Source organism: Pseudofrankia asymbiotica (genome assembly GCF_001983105.1).
GTDB classification, from domain to species: Bacteria; Actinomycetota; Actinomycetes; order Frankiales; family Frankiaceae; genus Pseudofrankia; species Pseudofrankia asymbiotica.
In genome coordinates, this window is record NZ_MOMC01000035.1 from 47971 (window position 1) to 66281 (window position 18311).

At 71.4% G+C, this 18311-nt stretch carries 14 protein-coding genes and 1 riboswitch; of the genes, 6 read left to right on the forward strand and 8 right to left on the reverse strand.

Translation table 11 applies throughout. From position 1 onward, the window contains the following. Window positions 1–85: 85 nt before the first annotated feature. From BL253_RS18070 to BL253_RS18085, 4 genes are all read right to left on the reverse strand, one after another. Window positions 86–1039 carry a hypothetical protein gene (locus tag BL253_RS18070; RefSeq protein ID WP_076818296.1) on the reverse strand — a complete coding sequence of 318 codons (954 nt, stop codon included), beginning with the start codon at window positions 1037–1039 and terminating at the stop codon, window positions 86–88. 14 nt (window positions 1040–1053) lie between these two features. After that, window positions 1054–1842 (reverse strand): hypothetical protein, encoded by a 789-nt coding sequence (locus BL253_RS18075; protein ID WP_076818297.1) that lies wholly within the window; start codon window positions 1840–1842, stop codon window positions 1054–1056. A gap of 248 nt (window positions 1843–2090) precedes the next feature. Continuing rightward, the gene (locus BL253_RS18080; protein ID WP_076818298.1) at window positions 2091–2492 is read right to left on the reverse strand and encodes a hypothetical protein; all 402 of its coding nucleotides are present in this window, start codon (window positions 2490–2492) and stop codon (window positions 2091–2093) included. A gap of 363 nt (window positions 2493–2855) precedes the next feature. After that, window positions 2856–3632 (reverse strand): hypothetical protein, encoded by a 777-nt coding sequence (locus BL253_RS18085; protein WP_076818299.1) that lies wholly within the window; start codon window positions 3630–3632, stop codon window positions 2856–2858. A 640-nt stretch (window positions 3633–4272) separates the two neighbouring features. Between BL253_RS18085 and BL253_RS18090 the strand changes: the two genes are divergently transcribed. Then, window positions 4273–6438 carry an MMPL family transporter gene (locus BL253_RS18090; protein WP_241834903.1) on the forward strand — a complete coding sequence of 722 codons (2166 nt, stop codon included), beginning with the start codon at window positions 4273–4275 and terminating at the stop codon, window positions 6436–6438. A gap of 216 nt (window positions 6439–6654) precedes the next feature. Here the strand turns inward: BL253_RS18090 and BL253_RS18095 are convergent, their stop codons facing one another. From BL253_RS18095 to BL253_RS18110, 4 genes are all read right to left on the reverse strand, one after another. Continuing rightward, a complete protein-coding gene (locus BL253_RS18095) occupies window positions 6655–7737 on the reverse strand; it encodes a nucleotidyltransferase domain-containing protein (protein ID WP_076818301.1) in 1083 nt (360 codons plus the stop codon). A 605-nt stretch (window positions 7738–8342) separates the two neighbouring features. Then, window positions 8343–8879, reverse strand: coding sequence for a GNAT family N-acetyltransferase (locus tag BL253_RS18100; protein ID WP_420801683.1), 537 nt, complete (start codon window positions 8877–8879; stop codon window positions 8343–8345). A gap of 2 nt (window positions 8880–8881) precedes the next feature. Beyond that, window positions 8882–10120: an NAD-dependent epimerase/dehydratase family protein gene (locus BL253_RS18105; protein ID WP_076818302.1), complete on the reverse strand. Its 1239-nt coding sequence runs from the start codon at window positions 10118–10120 to the stop codon at window positions 8882–8884. A gap of 224 nt (window positions 10121–10344) precedes the next feature. Then, on the reverse strand, window positions 10345–11232 hold the full coding sequence (locus tag BL253_RS18110) for a DedA family protein (RefSeq protein WP_338013723.1): 888 nt from the start codon (window positions 11230–11232) through the stop codon (window positions 10345–10347). Window positions 11233–11501: 269 nt separating this feature from the next. Between BL253_RS18110 and fbaA the strand changes: the two genes are divergently transcribed. The 5 genes from fbaA to BL253_RS18135 all read left to right on the forward strand — a co-directional run bounded on the left by fbaA (window position 11502) and on the right by BL253_RS18135 (window position 18206). After that, window positions 11502–12536 (forward strand): class II fructose-bisphosphate aldolase, encoded by a 1035-nt coding sequence (fbaA, locus tag BL253_RS18115; protein WP_076818304.1) that lies wholly within the window; start codon window positions 11502–11504, stop codon window positions 12534–12536. Window positions 12537–13889: 1353 nt separating this feature from the next. After that, window positions 13890–14684 carry a transglycosylase family protein gene (locus tag BL253_RS18120; protein WP_241834898.1) on the forward strand — a complete coding sequence of 265 codons (795 nt, stop codon included), beginning with the start codon at window positions 13890–13892 and terminating at the stop codon, window positions 14682–14684. A 652-nt stretch (window positions 14685–15336) separates the two neighbouring features. After that, a riboswitch (cyclic di-AMP (ydaO/yuaA leader) is annotated at window positions 15337–15515 on the forward strand. Window position 15516: 1 nt separating this feature from the next. Then, complete coding sequence (locus BL253_RS18125; RefSeq protein WP_076818305.1) at window positions 15517–16266, forward strand: transglycosylase family protein; 750 nt, start codon at window positions 15517–15519, stop codon at window positions 16264–16266. A gap of 60 nt (window positions 16267–16326) precedes the next feature. Next, the gene (locus BL253_RS18130) at window positions 16327–16755 is read left to right on the forward strand and encodes a DUF3151 domain-containing protein (RefSeq protein ID WP_076818306.1); all 429 of its coding nucleotides are present in this window, start codon (window positions 16327–16329) and stop codon (window positions 16753–16755) included. Between the two features lie 167 nt (window positions 16756–16922). Further along, entirely contained in the window at window positions 16923–18206 is a 1284-nt protein-coding gene (locus BL253_RS18135) for an adenylosuccinate synthase (RefSeq protein WP_076818307.1), read from the forward strand. Window positions 18207–18311: the final 105 nt, after the last annotated feature.

Below are 18311 nucleotides of genomic sequence, written 5' to 3' on the forward strand. Positions count from 1 at the left end.
CCAGGTCCTCGCTCGGCGGATCCACCGAACTGGCCAGATGCAGGGCGCGGATGCCCGCGGGGCGGACGCGGCTTTGGCGGTCGCGTCAGCTCTGCCGGTCGATCTTGTTGACGACCTGGGCTACCGCGGGCGCGATCCGTCCAGGGTCAGGTCGGTGCACGTAGCCCAGCACGTGGATCATCGTCTCCACCCTGCTCTTACCTGCGTAGTACACGTCGTAGTAGATCTCGATGGTCAGCGGTGCGCGCTCGGCCGCCGGGCGGGCCGCCAGGGGGGCGGAGCCGTCGTCCGTTGCCGTACCAACGAGACCGTCAGGACCGCCAGCGGCGCCGGTAGCGCTGGGCCTGAACGCGGTGACGACGCCACCACCACCCGCCCCGCCCCCGGCGCGAGCCAGGTCCTCGACCTTGACCCGGAAGACCAACGAGGTGCTACCAAGGACGCCCGGCAGCTCGGGCCCGACACCGGCCGAGACGATCTCCATGGACGGGGTGTCGGCACGCGCCTGCGCCAGGAACGACTCGGCGACGCACCGGGGGTAACGCGGGTTGCGTAGGAGTTTCACGTCTCGGTCGAGCGTGCCCGCCGGGATGATCGAGGCGATCGAGCTCATGGACAGACCCGTGGCGGCGTCCGTGAGCTGGGGGCCGTACGCCGTGTCGGTGGACGTGTCCTTGAGGTCGCCGACCGCGATCCCCAGGCACCTGGCGAGGTCGTCGTCCGGCGTCTCCTGGTAGTCGTCCCTGGAGCTGGGCTCCGAGACGAAGCCGGGCGTGTCCGGCCCGGCGGTCAGCACGAAGTTGACGGCCCGCGGGTCGAGCCGCGAGCCGGATCCGGCCTCCGTCGACGCGCTCGCGCTCGCGGACGCGGACGCGGAGGGCGGGGGCGGCGCGGAGCTTTCCGTCTGCCGCCTGGCGAGGTCACCGGGTGAACGCCCGCCCGTGCACCCGGCCAGGACGAGAGGGACAATCAGCGCGACGGCGAGGCAGCCGACACGCCGCGCGCGTCCCGATGGTCGTGTTCCTGCCGCTTCAGCCACGGCGACCTCCCCACCTATCTCTGGCCGAGCTTGGCCGCCAGCTGGGCCGCGGCCACGCTGACCAGGTCCTCGCTGGGCGGATCCACGGAGCTGACCAGGTGCAGCTGTGCCTCCACCTGGCCCGATCCGAGGTAGATCGTGTCGTAGAACAGCTGGGCCTGGCCACCGTTCGCGGTACCGGCGATCACGACCACCGAGGTACGTGCCAGCGCGCCGGCGGGCAGGGGCGCGTCGTCGCGGGTCACCGCCTCCGCGTCGAAGACCCCGTCCGCGCCGTACTTCGCCAGAAACGCGGCGTCGGCGTCCTTCTTGGCCTGGGCGGTCACGCAGTCGGCGAAGCGCGGGTGACGCAGCAGGCCGGTGTCCCGGTCGAACTGGACGGCCGACACTATCTGGGCGTCCGACCAGATAGTGGTGCCCGTGCCGCTGTTGGTCAGGTGAGTGCTCTCGGCGCGGTCAGTCGACCTGTCCGTCGCGTCGGCGGCCGATATCCCAAGGCAGGACGCCAACGCGGCGAACGGCGCGGCGCCAGCATCGGCGCCCGTCGCGCCGTTCGCGGGTGAGAACCCCGTGAATCCTGAGCTGTTGGTGAGGGTGAAGTCCGCCGCCCGAAGCGGCGCGGCGGCCGCTGTCGTGACCACCGCGGCCGGGCTGTCGCTCACTATCGGGGCGGACGGCTGGCCCGTCGCGGCCGCGTCGTCGTTGGAGTCCGAGCCCATCAGCCCGCACCCCGCCAACGCCAGCACCAGCCCCGCCGCGCCCGCCGCCGCCATGACCCGCGTCCGTTCCCGACCCGACCGCATCAGCCGTTTCCCATCCCCATACCCCGGCCGGTGAGATCGGCCGCTCCCGTCAGGACCGCCTGTCCCCTGGCAAAATGCCCCCGGCCGAAGCGTAGGGAGCCGCCCCGGATCGGATTCGCCCGGGTTCCGCGGCCGCGGCCCCGGACGGCCCTGGACAGCCGCGGCCGGCCGTCGCGGCCACCGCGCGCTGGGACGACGCGCGACGACCGGTCGGTGGCGGCCCCGCCGCGGCCGTCCGAGGCCGCGCCCTACGACCTCACCGGCAGCTTGCTGGCCAGCCGCGGCAGGAGCTCGATCACCAGTGCCTCGTCATCCGAGGCCTGGACCGTCTCAAGGGTCAAGGTCGAAAGAACGTCGCCCTCGGCCATGTAGACGACGTCGATGAGTATCGTCCCCTCACCTTCGGGAACTTCGAGCCTCACGTTGAAGGCGAGCAGGCCGGCGGCKCCCGCGGGAACCGTGACCGGCACCGCACCCAGGTCCGTGATCTCGACGTTCTTGAAGTCGGGCAAGGCGGCGAAGGTGACTCTCATCGTGCTGACGAGCGTCTGCCGGGTGCAGTCGCCGAACTTCTGGGTTTTCAGGAGAGGAATGATCGTCGCGAACTGGTCCGACGCGAGGATCTGCGCGTTCGAACCAGCGACGGCCACGGGCCGTGGTCTTTGGAAAGGCGGCCCGTTCGCTTCGTCGAGAGGCTTCCCCAGATCGAATCCCAGACAACGCGACATCTCACCGCTGACACTGCCCGCGGCACCGAATTCGCCGGTTTTCGTCCCGGCTCCCGCCGACGTCCCGCCCAGGCTCTGGGCGGTGAACGCCGGGTCGGCGGGGCCTTCCTCCTGCGTCAGGACGAAGTCACGCGCGTTCAGCGCCGGTTCCGTGGTGGTGGTGGCCGCGACGGACGGGGATGCGACGGCGACCGCGTCGATTCGGCGGAGCCGCCGCAGCCCACGAGTGCGGCCGCGGCGAGACCCGTGACGAACACGGTAAGAAGTCTGTCGGCCGACATGGTGCTACTGCCGCTTAAGCTTTGTGACGAGCTGGGCGGTGGCCGCGTCCACCAGCTCGTCGACCGGCCTCGATGCCGCGATCGTGATCAGCTCGCTCTCCACATGGCCGGACCCGAGAAACACGACGTCTAGATAGATGGGTGCGAGCGTGAGTTTCGTCGATTTGTCGACCAGCGGCACCACATAGGACCACCGCGCCAGCGCTCCGGGAGGAGCAGGAATCCGCCGGTCCGCGAGTTCGCCGAATTCGGTGGTTTCATCCTGGGCACCCTCTGCGAACTGGCCAACAATGACCTGTCTCACACAGGCGCCGAAGCGTGGGTCTTTCAGTTCTGTGACGTGGCGGTCATGGAGGACCGGCGTCACGAACTGAGCACCGGAGGAGACTGTGACAATGTCGTGATTATTGAACTGGGCTCCGGCCGCCACCGCGATCGGAGCCTCGTACTGGAATCCGGCGCACTCCTCGATGTCCGCATACAGATCCTCGTCGCGGTCGGCTGGGTCGGCTGGACCCGCGTCCGACTCGTCCACCTCGAAGTCGGCGGTTTCGGTGCCCTGGGTGTAGACGTAGTCGACCGTGCTCAGACTCTCCGGCGGCGTGGTGGTCGCGGTGGCCGCCGTGGTGGGTTTGGCCGACGTCGCGCCAGTGGTCACGGCGCCGTCGTCGTCGGTGGAGGCGCAGYCGCCGAGCGCGAGCGCCGTCGCGACGCCGAGGCCAGTGGCGACCCATCTGGCTCGCGGTGCGCGTGGTCTGGTCCGGATCGACAGAATGATCATTTTACGGTCCTTCTCCCCCGACGTCGCGTGTCCAGACGATCCGAACACAGCACGGACGATGACCGTAACGGCGCAGGTGGGACTATCCGCGACCTCGGTGGATCCATGGCGCAGTAAAAGCTGACTCCAGTGCGCCAATACCACTCCGCCAGCCAAATCCTGGGCGACCGATGTTGCCCAGTTGACCGTTCTCTCAGGTATTCGCGGTCTTCCTCGTCGTTGCATGGGCAACARCAGTCTGTTTGCTCGCGCACCGGATATCACCCGGCCGAGCCGGGCGAGCCGCGTACGTAGGCGGCCGGCAACATCAGGCGGCGCGGACGGCGCGGTGCTGCGACGATCCTCCCTCGGAGCGGCGTGTCGCCTTGTGGTCGGCGATGCACTGTCCACGGATCACCGCACGACGAACGGGTCCGGCGATCTGTGCAAAATGTCGGAACGGCCAGTGACGTGCCGCGCGAGGAGGCACCGGGTGACGCGGCCGGGGCGCTCGGGCCAGCCCGGGTAGCTCGGGTAGCTCGGGTGGGGGCGCTTCGAGGGGGGTCTTGGGATGCGCCAGTCGGGGGGCTTGGCTCACCCTGAGGTCTCGTCGGCGACCGACGAGACGCGAACAGGGCGCGTCGAGCGCCTGGTGGGGTTGATGACCGGGCGGGCGACGCGCTGGGTCATCGTCCTGCTGTGGCTGGCGCTCGCCCTGGTGGCCACTCCGCTGGCCTCGCGCCTTGGCGACGCGCAGACCAATGACGCGGCGGCCTTCCTGCCGCCGAACGCGGAGTCCACCAAGGTGCTCACCGCCCAGCGGAACCTGCCCGGCGGGGACGCGATCCCGGCGGTGGTGGTGTTCGCCCGGGCGGACGGCCCGCTGACGACGCGGGACCAGGCCGCGATCCAGGCCACGGCGGCCAAACTCGCGCCGTTCGGGACCACCCAGCTCCCCCCGCCGGTCCCTTCCCCGGACGGGCGGGCCTCGCTGCTGATCGTCCCGATGGAACAGTCGAAGGACGCCGACAAGTTCGCCGACCGGATCGACCAGATGCGCTCGACGGTGCGCGGGCTGGCCCCGCCGGGCCTCGAGACGTCGGTCACCGGCCCCGCGGGCGTCATCGTCGACACCTACACGCTGTTCAGCGACGTCGAGGGCACGCTGCTGTTCGTCACGGCCGGCGTCGTCGCGGTGATCCTGCTGATCGTCTATCGCGGCCCGTTCCTCTGGCTGGTGCCGCTGCTGGCGGTCGGCGCCGCCGACCAGACCGCGGGGGCGGCCACCTACCTGCTGGCCCGCCATGCCGGCCTGACCGTCAACGGCCAGAGCGCCGGAATCCTGCGGGTGCTGGTGTTCGGCGCCGGAACCGACTACGCCCTGCTGCTGATCGCCCGCTACCGCGAGGAGCTGACCAGGTACGCCGCGCCCGCCGACGCGATGCGGGTCGCCGTGCACCGCGCCGGCCCGGCGATCCTGGGCTCAGCCGGCACCGTCATCATCGGCCTGCTCTGCCTGCTGCTCGGCGAGCTGAACTCGGACCGCGGGCTCGGCCCGGTCGGCGCCGTCGGGATCGCGATCGCGTTCATCACGATCATGACGCTGCTGCCGGCCGCGATGGTGATCTGCGGGCGGCGGCTGTTCTGGCCGTTCGTCCCCAGGCTGGCCGCCGTGCCGACCGAGGTGGCCGGTGGGGTGGCCCTGGCCGTCGCCGTGGCCGGGACCAACACGGTGGACATGTCCATGACCGGCACCTGGGCGCGGATCGGCGCCCTGATCGCCCGCCGCCCGCGGCTGGTGTGGCTGGTCACGGTCGCCGTGCTGGCGGGGCTCGCGGTCGGCATCGTGGCGCTCGACACCGGGCTTCGCCAGCAGGACGCGTTCCGGAAGTCCACCGACTCGGTCGTCGGACAGCGGATCGTCGAGGCGCATTTCCCGCCAGGCGCGAGCGAGCCCACCTATGTCATCGGCGCCTCCAGCGTCGATGACGAACTGGGCGCGGCGATCGACGCGACCCCGGGCGTCGCCGCCTCGGTGGAAAGCAACAGCGGCGGCGGGTTCACGCAGTTCCTGGTGGTGCTCTCGGACTCGCCCAACAGCGCCGCCTCGTTCGCGACGATCGACCGGCTGCGAGACCGGGTCCACGCCGTGCCGGGCGCGCACGCGCTCGTCGGCGGGAACACGGCGGTGAACCTCGACGTCCACGAGGCCTCGGTGCGCGACCGCCAGCTGATCATCCCGCTTGTGCTCGCCGTCGTGCTGGTGATCCTCGGGCTGCTGCTGCGATCCGTGGTCGCGCCGCCGGTGCTGATCGCGACTGTCGTGCTGTCGTTCCTCGCCGCGCTCGGGGTGTCGGCGGTGGCGTTCACCCACGTCTTCGGCTTTCCCGGCTCCGACCCGTCGCTGGAGCTGTTCGGGTTCATCTTCCTGGTGGCGCTCGGGGTCGACTACAACATCTTCCTGATGACGCGGGTCCGCGAGGAGGCCGCCCGCACCGACGCCCGGACCGGGGTGCGGCGCGGGCTCGCCGTCACCGGCGGGGTCATCACGTCGGCCGGGGTGGTGCTCGCGGCCACGTTCTCGGTGCTGTTCATCTTCCCACTGGTGCAGCTCGCCGAGCTCGGCTTCCTGGTCGCCTTCGGCGTCCTGCTCGACACCCTCGTGGTGCGCTCGATCCTGGTCCCGGCCCTCGCCCTGGACATCGGTGCCGCCATGTGGTGGCCCAGCCGCCTGGGCCGCCGAACGCCGGACGTGTCAACGCCCGACCTGCCCCCCGTCACCTCCTCCGACGACCAGAAACGATCATGCCCCACCCACCACCGATAGAGGCCGCTTCGGAACAGGTTCCAGGTCGGGTTGGGCGGGAAGGTCGGACCGGGCCGGGCGGGAAGGTTGTTTCCGGTTCGCTCCGTCCGGGCGGCGCGCTCCGGGGCCGGGCCTCCGCGGAGGCGCGCCTCCGGGCCAGCACGGTTACGTCCCGCTGCAACGTCACCATCCCGGGGCCGGCCCTGGGCCGCCCCCGTCCGACGCCGACGGACCACCTCAGCCGAAGGTGGGGAACTCCGGGCCGAAGATGGTGGCCCAGAAGGCGACGGCTTCCTCGTGGCGGCCGTCGGCCTCCGCCAGGACCGCCTTCTCCGCGTAGGAACGCGCCAGCCTGATCGACTGGCCAAGCGCGACGAGGTCGTCCGGCCGTAGGTAGGTCGAAATGTCGCCACCGACGTCCGCCGGGTCGGCCACCGACAGGCCGACGTCCTCCATGTGCCGGAACACGGTGGTCAGCGCCTGGCGGGTGTTCAGGCCGCGGCCGGCGAGCACGGTGCCGGCCAGCGCCTCGATGTGGAACGAACGAAGATGGCTGCCGCAGACCCGGTTCCACGCCTTCAGCAGCCGCACGGCGGAGATCACCCGAGGGCCCAGGTCCTCGGTCCAGCTGGCGTGCCGCTCGGGGCGGGTCGGCAGCCAGCCGCCGACCCGGTCCGGCATCACATAGCCGGCCCGCGGATGGTCGAACGCGGGGACGAGGTGCACGTCCGGCGGCGAGTCGTAGACGACGCGCAGCGCCTGGCCGCGGGTACCGATGGTCTGCACCCGGTCGCCACCGATCGCGCCCCGCACGCAGAGCAGAAGGTCACGCGAGTCCCAGCGGAACCGCTTCCAGGCGCCAGCGGCGGCGCTGAACACCGCGAAGATGTCCACCTCGTCCAGCGGGCGGATCATCGTGTCCCGGCCGGCCGAGCCGATGGTGGCGACGCCGACGAGCGGCAGCGCGCAGCGCGGCGGGAAGATCGCGCGCAGCGCGCGCTCGGCCTCGTCCCTGCGCGCGTCGATCACGGCTTTGTCCTCGGAGCTCAGCCGGATCATGTCATCGAGCTTGGCGAAGGCGCGCGCCGTCGTGCCGACCAGCAGCGGGCCGGTCATGGCGCCCGTGTGCGGGCCGGTCGGGTGCGGGCCGCTTGTCGGTTGCGCCGGCGYCGGGGGCGCGTCGACGGGGAAGAGCGAGTTCGGCGCGCCGGGCATCGACTCGTCGGGCCGACGCCAGTGCGGCGGGATGATCAGATGGTCGTAGGTGACCTCGGCTGGCGGGGTCTGCGACGAGACCGGGTGTGGGGAATCCACGTTCATGGTGCACCTCCCCGGCGCATGGCRCCGACCGTCGGGCTCCCCTCCCGGACACACATCGACGTGCTCATCGACGCGGATATCCGACCGGACGATGGAAGCCTGTCCGGTCGTGACATCACTGCCATGGTGCCTCAGACCGTCACCGCGTGAACAGCCGGGACACCCTACGAGTGGCCAGAAGCTACGCATCGGCGACGAAACAAGACCCCAAACGTTGTCGGGTAGCCGACAACCTAGCAGCGCACACCCCCTGCGCGCAGGCCAAAGAACAATTGGGAAACGCGGCGTTGACCTGCGGCAATGACGTAGGGGGCCGGGCCTCTCGCGCTGTGCCGCGTCCCATGAGCGAAGGGTGCGGGCGAGCTCCGTACCCTCGACTCGAAGTTACGCTCCGTCACGGGATTTCTGTCCCTGTCGGTGCGAGCTCAGGACCTCCGGCACCTTGGGGCGACCGTCACCCGAGGGACGAGGCGCCGCGCGCCCGCGTCGCCAGGGCCTTATACCTATGTGCCGCCCACGAGGGTCAGCCGCGCGCCGCCGCGCGCGGCACCAGGCCGCCGCGCGCGGCGGCGGGCGCCCAGTGCCAGTGCCGGTGCCGTGGGCGATCAACGGGACGGCGGACGGCACCAGAGCCGCCAGCCGATGGCGAGCACGACCCTGGTGGGCTGAAAGGACGTCACCATCGCCAGCCGTTCGGACGCGGGGTCATCGGCGCGCACCCGCGTCTCGACCAGCGCCAGGCGATGCGACTCCAGCCAGCTGGCCAACGCCCGGACGATCTCGGAGCCGTATCCGCGCCGGCGTTCGTCCGGGTCGATCACCACCGCGATCGCGGCCCGGCGCGCCCGGGTGTCCGCGCCGAGCAGGCCGACGGCCGCGCCGTCATGACCGCGCACCACCCACGTCCACGCGGCACGGCCGGCGCCCGCGCGATGGCGCAGCTCGCGGCGCAACGCCGCCGGCTCGGCCATCCCGCGCGCGTCCGGACCGGCGAACAGGCCGCCGACTCCGAGCCCCGGAGCCGGGCGCGCCGCGAGCGCGACCTTGCGCGCCAGTTCCTCCGCGACGTAGCCGGCGTTCCACAACGTCACCGGCAACGCCTGCAGCCGCGGCGTCATCAGCGTCGGGCCGTCGTCACCCACACTCACCCACGCCGAGATGGCTCACGGACGCCGAGCAGGCCGCGCTCACGCAGCCATGCCTCCGTGCGGCTCATACCGTCGGTGAGCTCGACCCGCGGGCCCCAGCCGGTCAGCGCCGTGATCCGATCGCCGGACCACCGCCCGGTCCTGGTCACGTCGGCCACGGTGAGCGGCCCGAGGTCCATCCGGCCGCGCGGGTCGACACCGGCGACCAGCCGGGCACCAAGGCCGCGCACGATCCCCAGGGCCGCCGCGCCGGCCGACGGGCCGAGCGTCTGGCCGCCGGCGGCGGCGCCGAGGGGCTCCCGCGCGCCGCCGGCCGGCTGGGTGCCTCGGCTGGCTTCGTCGAGCGCGGCGGCCGCGGAGCCCGGCCGCGGGACACGGCGTGACTCGACCCTGCCCCGCAGGCGCCCGACGGCCACGGTCGCCTCATCCAGCGCGCCGTACATCCTGGCCGGCACGGAACGAGGCGCGGGCAGGTCCAGCATCCGGCTGTAGTAGCCGACGAACTCGGCGACCGTGCACGGCGCCGGGCCCGTGACATGCAGGATCTCGCCGCCCGCCCGCGGCGAGTCCGCGGCGGAGATCACCGCCGCGACCACGTCGTCGATGTGGACGGGGTTGAGCCATCCGGTACCGCCGTCGAGGAGGACGAACCGACCCGAGCGCAGCAGCAGCACCGGCCATACCGTCCACCGGCCAGCCCGCGGGCCATAGGCGTCGCCGAGGCGCAGCACGGTCGCCGACAGGCCGGACGCCGTCGCCGCGCTCACCGACTGCTCCGCGGCGGCCAGGGTGTCGGCGCGCGGGTCGCCGGTCAGCCCGACCGGCGCGGTCTCGTTGATGCCGTCGGCGATGTCCGGGCCGAGCACCGACACGCAGGACAGATGGATCACCCGGCGCACCTCGGCGCGGGCGGCCGTGTCGAGCACCATCGCCGTCCCGCCGAGCAGGACCTGGCGCATCCGGGCCAGCGGAATTCGCGGGCTGCCCACTGGCCGGCCGTCGCGGATCGGCGGCAGCTCGCCGACCCCGCCCATGCCGGCCGCCGCCGCGTGGATCACCAGGTCCGCGCCGGCGAACTCCTTCTCCCAGGCGCCCGGCCGGCTCACATCCGCGGCGACCACGCCAGGGCCGCGGGCCGCGTCGAGCGCGACCACCTCATCCCCGCGACCACGCAGGGCATGGGCAACCGCCCCGCCGACGAACCCCGCCGCGCCGGTGACCACCACCCGAGCCAACGTCAGCCCTCCTGACAGTGACCTCGCAGGCGAGGCCATCCCGGCTCCCCGTGCACGCGGTGCCCGCGGCCGGAGTCCGGATCACGTCTCAGCATGCAGCATGACAGCACACCCGGATCTCAGCACGCAGGGCACCCGGCACACCRCACGGACGATGCCCACCCACCGTCGTCCCGGGGCCGCCGCCGATGGCGCCCGTCCGCGGCGGCGGAGAGCCGGAGCGGCTACGACCGGCCGCCGCCCTCGACGGGCGCGAGCCTGGCCGGCTCCTCCTTCTTCCTCTCTCTCTTTCCTTCTGCTTCCTTCTCTCCTTCTTCTTCCTCGGCGGTCCCGACCACCGTCGCGCGGCGCCGGGCCAGGCGCCGCAGCAGCTCGCCGGACAGACCGGCCACGACCGAGACGGCCACGACGGCCGGCGCGAGCCACGAGGCCGAGTCCTTCAGCCCGGGCAGCGACGAGGCGGCATAACCCAGAGCGGGCAGCCCGGTCCCCCAGATCACCGCGCCGATCACGGCCGCCGTCAGGAAACGCGACCACGGCATCCGCACCGCGCCGGCAAGGATCGGAGCGAACGTGCGCGCCCACGGCACGAACCGGGCGGCCACGAGCGTCACCGGACCGAAGCGTTCATAGAACGCCTCTGTCTGTTCGAGCAGCTTTCGGTGCCGGCGCTCCATCCAGGGCCGGCCGAGCCGACGCCCGGTGACATAGCCAACACAGACTCCCGCGACCGCCATCACGGTCACGCCGGCCRCAAGCACCGGTAGCGCTACCCGGTGTGCCGGATCCGCCGCCATCAGCCCAGTCGCCAGCAACATGGCGTCTCCCGGCAGCCAGAACCCGATCGGCACGCCACTCTCAAGGAAGACGATCGCGAACACGGTCAGATACAGGGTCAGGCCGGATAGACGGTCGACATCCATGACCTCAGTCTGACGGGGGCGCCGAGCGCCCCCATCGTCGGACGCTGCGCGCCGGGGTCGAATCCGGGCATGGATGGGAGAACGGTTGCCCTTGCGGGCGATCTGGGCGGATGTCCCACAAATGGGCCAGATATGACGAGCGCGACCCGTCCGCGCCGGGTGGACGCGCCGCGGCGGGCCGCTCGGCACCCGGCCGGCGTGGCCACTGCCAAGATGACGGATCGAAGGGTACGTAGTCACGAGTCCCGGTGGCGCGGGCGATGTCGACGGCAACTGGCTCCCTCCCGGCCGCCTCGCGTCATACCCTTCGCGCAACACAGCCCGCAACGCGCGGTCCCGGCACGCCCCGGTGCGCGCCGTCCATCCCTGCCCGGCTCGCCAGGGGATGACGGCCGCCGGCCGGTTAGCCGGCCGTGTCCGCCCGCTCGGTGGCCCGACGCCTTTGACAGGAGCTTTCGATGCCCATCGCGACCCCAGACGTCTACGCCGAGATGCTCGACCGGGCGAAGGCCAACGCCTTCGCCTACCCCGCCATCAACGTCACGTCGTCACAGACGCTGAACGCCGCGCTGCGCGGCTTCGCCGAGGCCGGCAGCGACGGAATCGTCCAGGTGTCCACCGGCGGGGCGGAGTACCTGTCCGGGCCCACGGTCAAGAACATGGTGCTCGGAGCCGAGGCACTGGCCGAGTTCGCGCACCACGTCGCCAAGGCCTACCCGGTACAGATCGCCCTGCACACCGACCACTGCCCGGCGGACAAGCTCGACACGTACATGCGCCCGCTCGTCGCCATCTCCAAGGAACGAGTACGGGCCGRCCGTGACCCGCTGTTCCAGTCGCACATGTGGGACGGCTCCGCGGTGCCGCTGGAGGAGAACCTCAAGCTGGCCGAGGAGCTGCTCGCGGACTGCAAGGCCGCGAACATCGTGCTGGAGGTGGAGATCGGCGTCGTCGGCGGCGAGGAGGACGGCGTCGTCGGCGCGATCGACGAGAAGCTGTACACCACGCCCGAGGACATGTGGCGCACGGCCGAGGTGCTCGGCACCGGCGACAAGGGCCGGTACATGCTCGCGGCCACCTTCGGCAACGTGCACGGCGTCTACAAGCCGGGCAATGTCAAGTTGCGCCCGACGATCCTGCGCGACGGCCAGCAGCACGTGGCCGCGAAGCTGGGACTCGGCCCCGACGTTAAGCCGTTCAACCTGGTCTTCCACGGCGGCAGCGGCTCGGAGCTCTCCGAGATCCGCGAGGCGCTGGACTACGGCGTCGTCAAGATGAACGTGGACACCGACGCCCAGTACGCGTTCACCCGGCCGGTCGCGGACCACATGTTCAAGAACTACGACGGCGTCCTGAAGATCGACGGTGAGGTCGGCGTCAAGAAGTCCTACGACCCCCGCACCTGGGGCAAGGCCGCCGAGGCCAACATGGCGAAGCGTGTCGCGCAGGCCTGCGAGGACCTCCGCAGCGCCGGCCAGGCCATCGGCGCCTGACAGCACGAGCGGACTCGGCCTCCCGCCGATACGCCCGACCGCTCACGACTGCCCGCGTCCGCGCAACTGCTCCTTACTACTCCTTACTGCTCACGACGACGCCGAGCTCGGCCGACGCTGAGCCCAGTTGCCCCGTCCCGTCCCGCCCAAGCGGATCGGTGACATGGCACGCACGACCTCCCCGGCCCGGGGCCGCCACCGCGGCGGCCCCGGGCCGTCCGCGTCCGGCGTGACCTCCATCACCAATGTCCATCGCTGTCCGGATCCCGATGGATGCCCGGCCGCGGCGGGCCCGCCGCGGCCGGGCGGCGCCGGGGCAGCTGGCCGAACTCGCGGGAGCGCCGCCGGTCCGTTCGGACCGGCGGGTCCACCCGCGAGTGGGCGAAGAGGTCGATATCACCATCAATTACCCAAGGTTGCAAAAAGACTACTTATCGTCACCACAGCTGGGCCACAGTCAGACACGAACGGCATCACGCCAGGACGGACCGGCCTCGCGAAAGTGAACCAAGAGCACTCATTCGACTACCATCTGCTCACAAACCGGGCCACTCGGTACGAATGTTGCGAGGATCGCATTTCGCCCGGGTATGTATCGAAGGTGCCGTCCGGGCGGCAGAATGATAGATTTCATTTTCGACGCGACACGCGGACGACACCAGACCCGCGCGTGGCCCTCCGGCACGGATGGTCCCGCCCGTTGTGGGGCGAAACCGCCAGCCAGCAGATCTTCGACGCGGAGCAAGAAATTCCCGACCACGGCACCGGGTAGGAAAGATGAGCGCGCCTACGCGCGCGCTAACATCGTTTCGGGGAGATTTCAAGCAGCGACACGCCGATGTGGCCTTCTTCACGTGCCTATTTCAATGCTTGCCGGCACGCCGAGGAATGTGGTTATGGTCTTCGCCGTGCCTGGCGACAGGACAGGCACCCACCGGGCGGCACGCCGAATCCTGCCCCCGCCCGGGCGAGTTTTTAACCAGCGGCAGGAACGGGGGAACCGAATCCGGACGCCTGACCAGAGATCCTGGACAGTGGCCTTTTCCACCCAGCCAGACCGGGCCGACGAGACCCGCCGACCCGAAGTGGTGACGGAAAAGGCTCAATAGGGCGACGGCCTGCGTGGCCAAACAGCGCGCCACGCCAGCCTCGCCCTCGACAGGCGTCCTTGGGGTGAAGCCGACCGACTTTCGCTGCACTCGTTGACCCGCCGGACCGAGCGCGTCAGCACAGCAGCCGAACATGTCGCCCGGCCGGGCAATCTCTTTCCAGCCCGAACCCGACAGCTCACCTCGCAGGCGTGGGGAAGGGCAACCACGCATGTCCGAAGCAAGTACCCCTGGTCGACATCGCATGCCCGGCGGGCGTTTTGTTCCGCCATCGGCAGACTGTCCGCCAGACGGCACCACGAGCGTGCGCGTCTCCGTAAGCCCCGAACCCGCCGAATTGGCGGACCCGGTTCGCCAGGTTTCCCCCCGGGAGTCCCGGGAGCCCTGGCGGGCCATCACGTCCCCGGCACGCCGGCTACGCAAGTCCCTTGCGGCGGTTCCCGTTATCGCCGCGGCCGTGGGTGGCACGCTTGCCATCGCGACACCCGCGAACGCCTCATCCACCTGGGCAGAACTGCGCCAGTGCGAGTCCGGCGGAAACTATTCCATCAATACCGGCAACGGATATTACGGCGCGTACCAGTTCTCGCAGAGAACCTGGCAGGGCCTCGGGTATTCGGGCCTGCCCAGTAACGCGCCGCCGGCGGTTCAGGACGAGGCGGCGCTGCGGCTCGCGCAGCGCTCCGGCTTTGGCCAGTGGCCGGACTGCGGCCGCGGGATGGGCCCGGACCAGCTCGCGCCCGGCGCCAGCTCCGCCGGCGCCGGCCAGGCCTCCCGGTCGGCTCCCAGAAAGCCCCTCGTGGCCCAGGCGATCTCCTCGACCACGGCGCGCCTGCCGTTCACGACGGCACTGGCCGGCCAGTTCCGCGCCGACGTCCAGTCCTGGCAGGCCCAGATGAACAAGATCGGCTACTCGCTCGCCACCGACGGACACTACGGGTCGCGTTCGGCCGAGGCCGCCCGCGCGCTGCAGCGGGCCAAGGGCCTGGCCGTCGACGGCGTCGTCGGTCCAAAGACCTGGGCAGCCACCTTCGCCTGAGCACGTCAGGCGTCACCGCCCGTCTGACCTTCTTGCCGAGGCCTCCGGCCGCGCAGGGCATCGCCACAGAGCATCGCCACTGTCGCCGACGGAGCGCTCGGAGATCGGCTGACGCCGATCCCCGAGGAAGCGCCTCGGCCTGGGCCACCCGCCCGGCACCTCCCTCCCGGGCCGGCCCCGCCAGGTCAGTCGACCCGCCGCCGCTGGAACCTCGTCGCGATCGGCCCCCCACCGACCGCTGCCACGTCGGCGACGGGACCCCTTTCCCACCCCGCCTCTGGCCGCCAGCCGGAGGCGTGCGGCCCTGACCCGCCAGCTGGTCGGTGGGGCAAGGGGATCTGGCGGTAGACGACCGGCCGCTGCCTCGCCGCTGGGCCGCCACGCCGGCCACCAGGCTGAAAGCCGCGCGAGCCTCATCATGATCGTGCGGCCGCCGGCCGGCGTGCCGGCCAGGCGGCGTCAGCGAGCGGCTGGCGCCACCGCTGGAGCAGTCGCGAACCGGGGCCGCCCCGTTCATCAGGGCGACCCCGGTTTGCGGCGAAGGATGCGGGCTCGCTACAGTCCGGTGCTACTTGCCCGACCTGGGTGAGTCGCGCGGGCGGACGCCAAGTCCTGCCCCCACCCGCGTGTGGAGATGGCCCCTCTCTCGCGGGGCACGGATCCGCTTGGGCAGGAGCGGGGGACCCATTTCCGGACGCGGCGACGGTCGTGTCCTTGGGGTGAAGCCGGTCAGCCGGACGCGACGCCATCGGCGGAGCGCGAGGAGACGACCGGCCGGGCATTCCCAGCCCGAACCCGACAGCTCACCCCGCAGGCGCAGGGAAGGATCGACATGCCGTCTGAGCAGACCGGCGATGCCCGGCCCGCCCACAGGACGGGAGGCCGGCACCGCGCCCAGCAGGGCCCGTCGTCGACCGCCCGCCTGCTGCGCACCACCGGCGCGGTCACGGCGCTCGTGGGCAGCGGCCTCGCGGTCACCGCGATACCGGCCGGCGCCGCCACCCCGGACGACTTCGCCAAGCTGCGCCAGTGCGAGTCCGGCGGCAACTACTCGATCAACACCGGGAACGGCTTCTACGGCGCCTACCAGTTCGACAAGCGGACCTGGCAGGGCCTTGGCTACTCCGGGCTGCCCAGCGAGGCGCCCCCGGCCGTTCAGGACGAAGCGGCATACCGGCTGTACAACTCCCGTGGCTGGTCCCCGTGGCCGGCCTGCTCCAAGAAGCTCGGCCTGAGCAACAACGGGCCGGTCGGCGGCGTCTCGTCGTCCGCCTCCAGCGGCTCGGTCCAGCAGGCGGTCCAGCCCGTCGAGCCCCCGATGACGCTCGACCGGGCACGCTCCGAGGTCCAGCAGTCTGGCTTCCACGGCACGATCTCCTCGGCCGACGGCGGCAAGGTACGCGCCGACGCGTACGTCTGGCAGCAGCAGATGCGCGACCAGAGCTTCTCGCTCACCGTCGACGGCAAGTTCGGCCCGCAGTCGCAGGGCGTCGCCGCGCTCTACTCGTACCTGACCAAGGTCAGCGACGGTCAGCCCGGCGTCGTCGGCGAGAACATCTGGAACGCCACAGTTCAGGGCTAGTACGAACGCGCGGCGCGGCCCGGTCCGTGGGCGGCGGGTCGCGGCGTTTACGGTTGGGGTATGACGACTCCGTCCGGGCGTGCCGATCTTCTGGGTGGGCCGCCGGCTACCCTCCTGCCGTTCGACCCCGCGTCAGCGGCCCTCGCCGAGGGTGCGGCGGCCACCGACGTGGCCGCCCGTTTCCCGACGTCCAGCGCGGCCTGGGCGGCGCTGGCGGAGACCGCGCTGGACGGCGGCCGCCCGGTCGAGGCGTACGCGTACGCGCGCACCGGCTACCACCGCGGTCTCGACGCGCTGCGCCGCTCGGGCTGGCGCGGGCACGGGCCGGTGCCCTGGTCGCACGAGCCGAACCAGGGATTCCTGCGCGCGCTGGCCGCCCTCGGGCAGGCCGCCGCCGCGATCGGTGAGACCGCCGAGGTCGAGCGGATCGGGACCTTCCTGGCCGACAGCGACCCGACCGCGCCTGGTCAACTCGGGCAGCCCAGCTGATCGTCGGGCCCGCGGGGCCGAGGCTTCCGCGCCGAGCTGCCCGAGGGGTYTTCACCGACTAGCGACCGGTGGACGGGTCGGGCATCGAACGCACAGCCAGGCACCGGGCCGTCACTCAGCCAATCGGTGAGGAAGGTTGGGCTTCGTTCTTAGTACAGTCTTGCCCCGTGCCTGCGCTTGTCCTGATCGGAGCCCAGTGGGGCGACGAGGGTAAGGGAAAGGCGACCGACCTTCTGGGCGGCGCCGTCGACTACGTCGTGCGCTACCAGGGCGGCAACAATGCCGGCCATACGGTGGTCATAGGCGACGAGAAGTACGCCCTGCACCTCATCCCCAGCGGAATTTTGCGTGCCGACTGCATCCCGGTGATCGGGAACGGCGTCGTGATCGACCCCGGCGTGCTGCTCGGAGAGATGGCTGGGCTCCGCGCCCGTGGTATCGACACATCCCGGTTGATGATCAGCGCGAACGCCCACCTGATCATGCCGCACCACCGGGCCCTCGACCGAGTCACCGAGCGTTACCTCGGCAAGGCCCGGATCGGCACGACCGGCCGCGGCATCGGCCCGGCCTACGGCGACAAGGTCGCGCGTACGGGCATCCGCGTGCAGGACCTGCTCGACCCGGGCATCCTGCGCCAGAAGCTCGAGCTGGCGCTGCGCGAGAAGAACCAGGTGCTCGCCAAGGTCTACAACCGCCGCAAGATCGAGGTCGACGCGGTGGTCGAGGAGTACCTGGAGTACGCCGCGCAGCTCGGCCCGCACATCGCGGACACCGGGCTCGTGCTCGACTCGGCGCTGCGCGCCGGCAAGGTCGTCCTGCTGGAGGGGTCGCAGGGCACCCTGCTCGACGTCGACCACGGCACCTATCCGTTCGTCACCTCGTCGAACCCCACCGCCGGCGGCGCGGCCACCGGCGCGGGCATCGGCCCGACCCGGATCACCCGCGTGATCGGGATCATCAAGGCCTACACCACCCGGGTCGGCTCGGGCCCGTTCCCGACCGAGCTCGACGACAAGGTCGGCGACGAGCTGCGCCGCGTCGGCGGCGAGTTCGGGGTGACGACCGGCCGCGCCCGGCGCACCGGCTGGTACGACGCGGTCATCGCCCGTTACGCCGTGCGGGTCAACGGCCTCACCGACCTGTTCCTGACCAAGCTGGACGTCCTGTCCGGCTTCGACACGGTGCCGGTGTGCGTGGCCTATGACGTCGGCGGCACGCGGATGTCCGAGATGCCGATGACCCAGACCGAGTTCCACCACGCCAAGCCCGTCTACGAGGAGCTGCCCGGCTGGCACGAGGACATCTCGGCCGCCACGTCGTTCGACCAGCTCCCGCCCGAGGCGCGGGACTACGTCCGGGCGCTGGAGGAGATGTCCGGCGCCCCGATCTCCGCGATCGGCGTCGGCCCCGGCCGGGACCAGACGCTCGTCCTGCGAGATCTCCTCTAACGGATCATCGGCGCCACGCCCGCCCCGGTTGCGGCACGGCTCGTGACGGGTCACGCTTCCTTGGTCACGCTGCGCAGTCGCCGGGAGGTGGATCACGTGGTCGCC

Coding starts and splice junctions, on each gene's coding strand:
- BL253_RS18075 (WP_076818297.1), bottom strand. CDS start 1,842: ATGCGGTCGGGTCGGGAACGGACGCGGGTCATGGCGGCGGCGGGCGCG.
- BL253_RS18090 (WP_241834903.1), top strand. CDS start 4,273: ATGACCGGGCGGGCGACGCGCTGGGTCATCGTCCTGCTGTGGCTGGCG.
- BL253_RS18120 (WP_241834898.1), top strand. CDS start 13,890: ATGCCCGGCGGGCGTTTTGTTCCGCCATCGGCAGACTGTCCGCCAGAC.
- BL253_RS18125 (WP_076818305.1), top strand. CDS start 15,517: ATGCCGTCTGAGCAGACCGGCGATGCCCGGCCCGCCCACAGGACGGGA.
- BL253_RS18130 (WP_076818306.1), top strand. CDS start 16,327: ATGACGACTCCGTCCGGGCGTGCCGATCTTCTGGGTGGGCCGCCGGCT.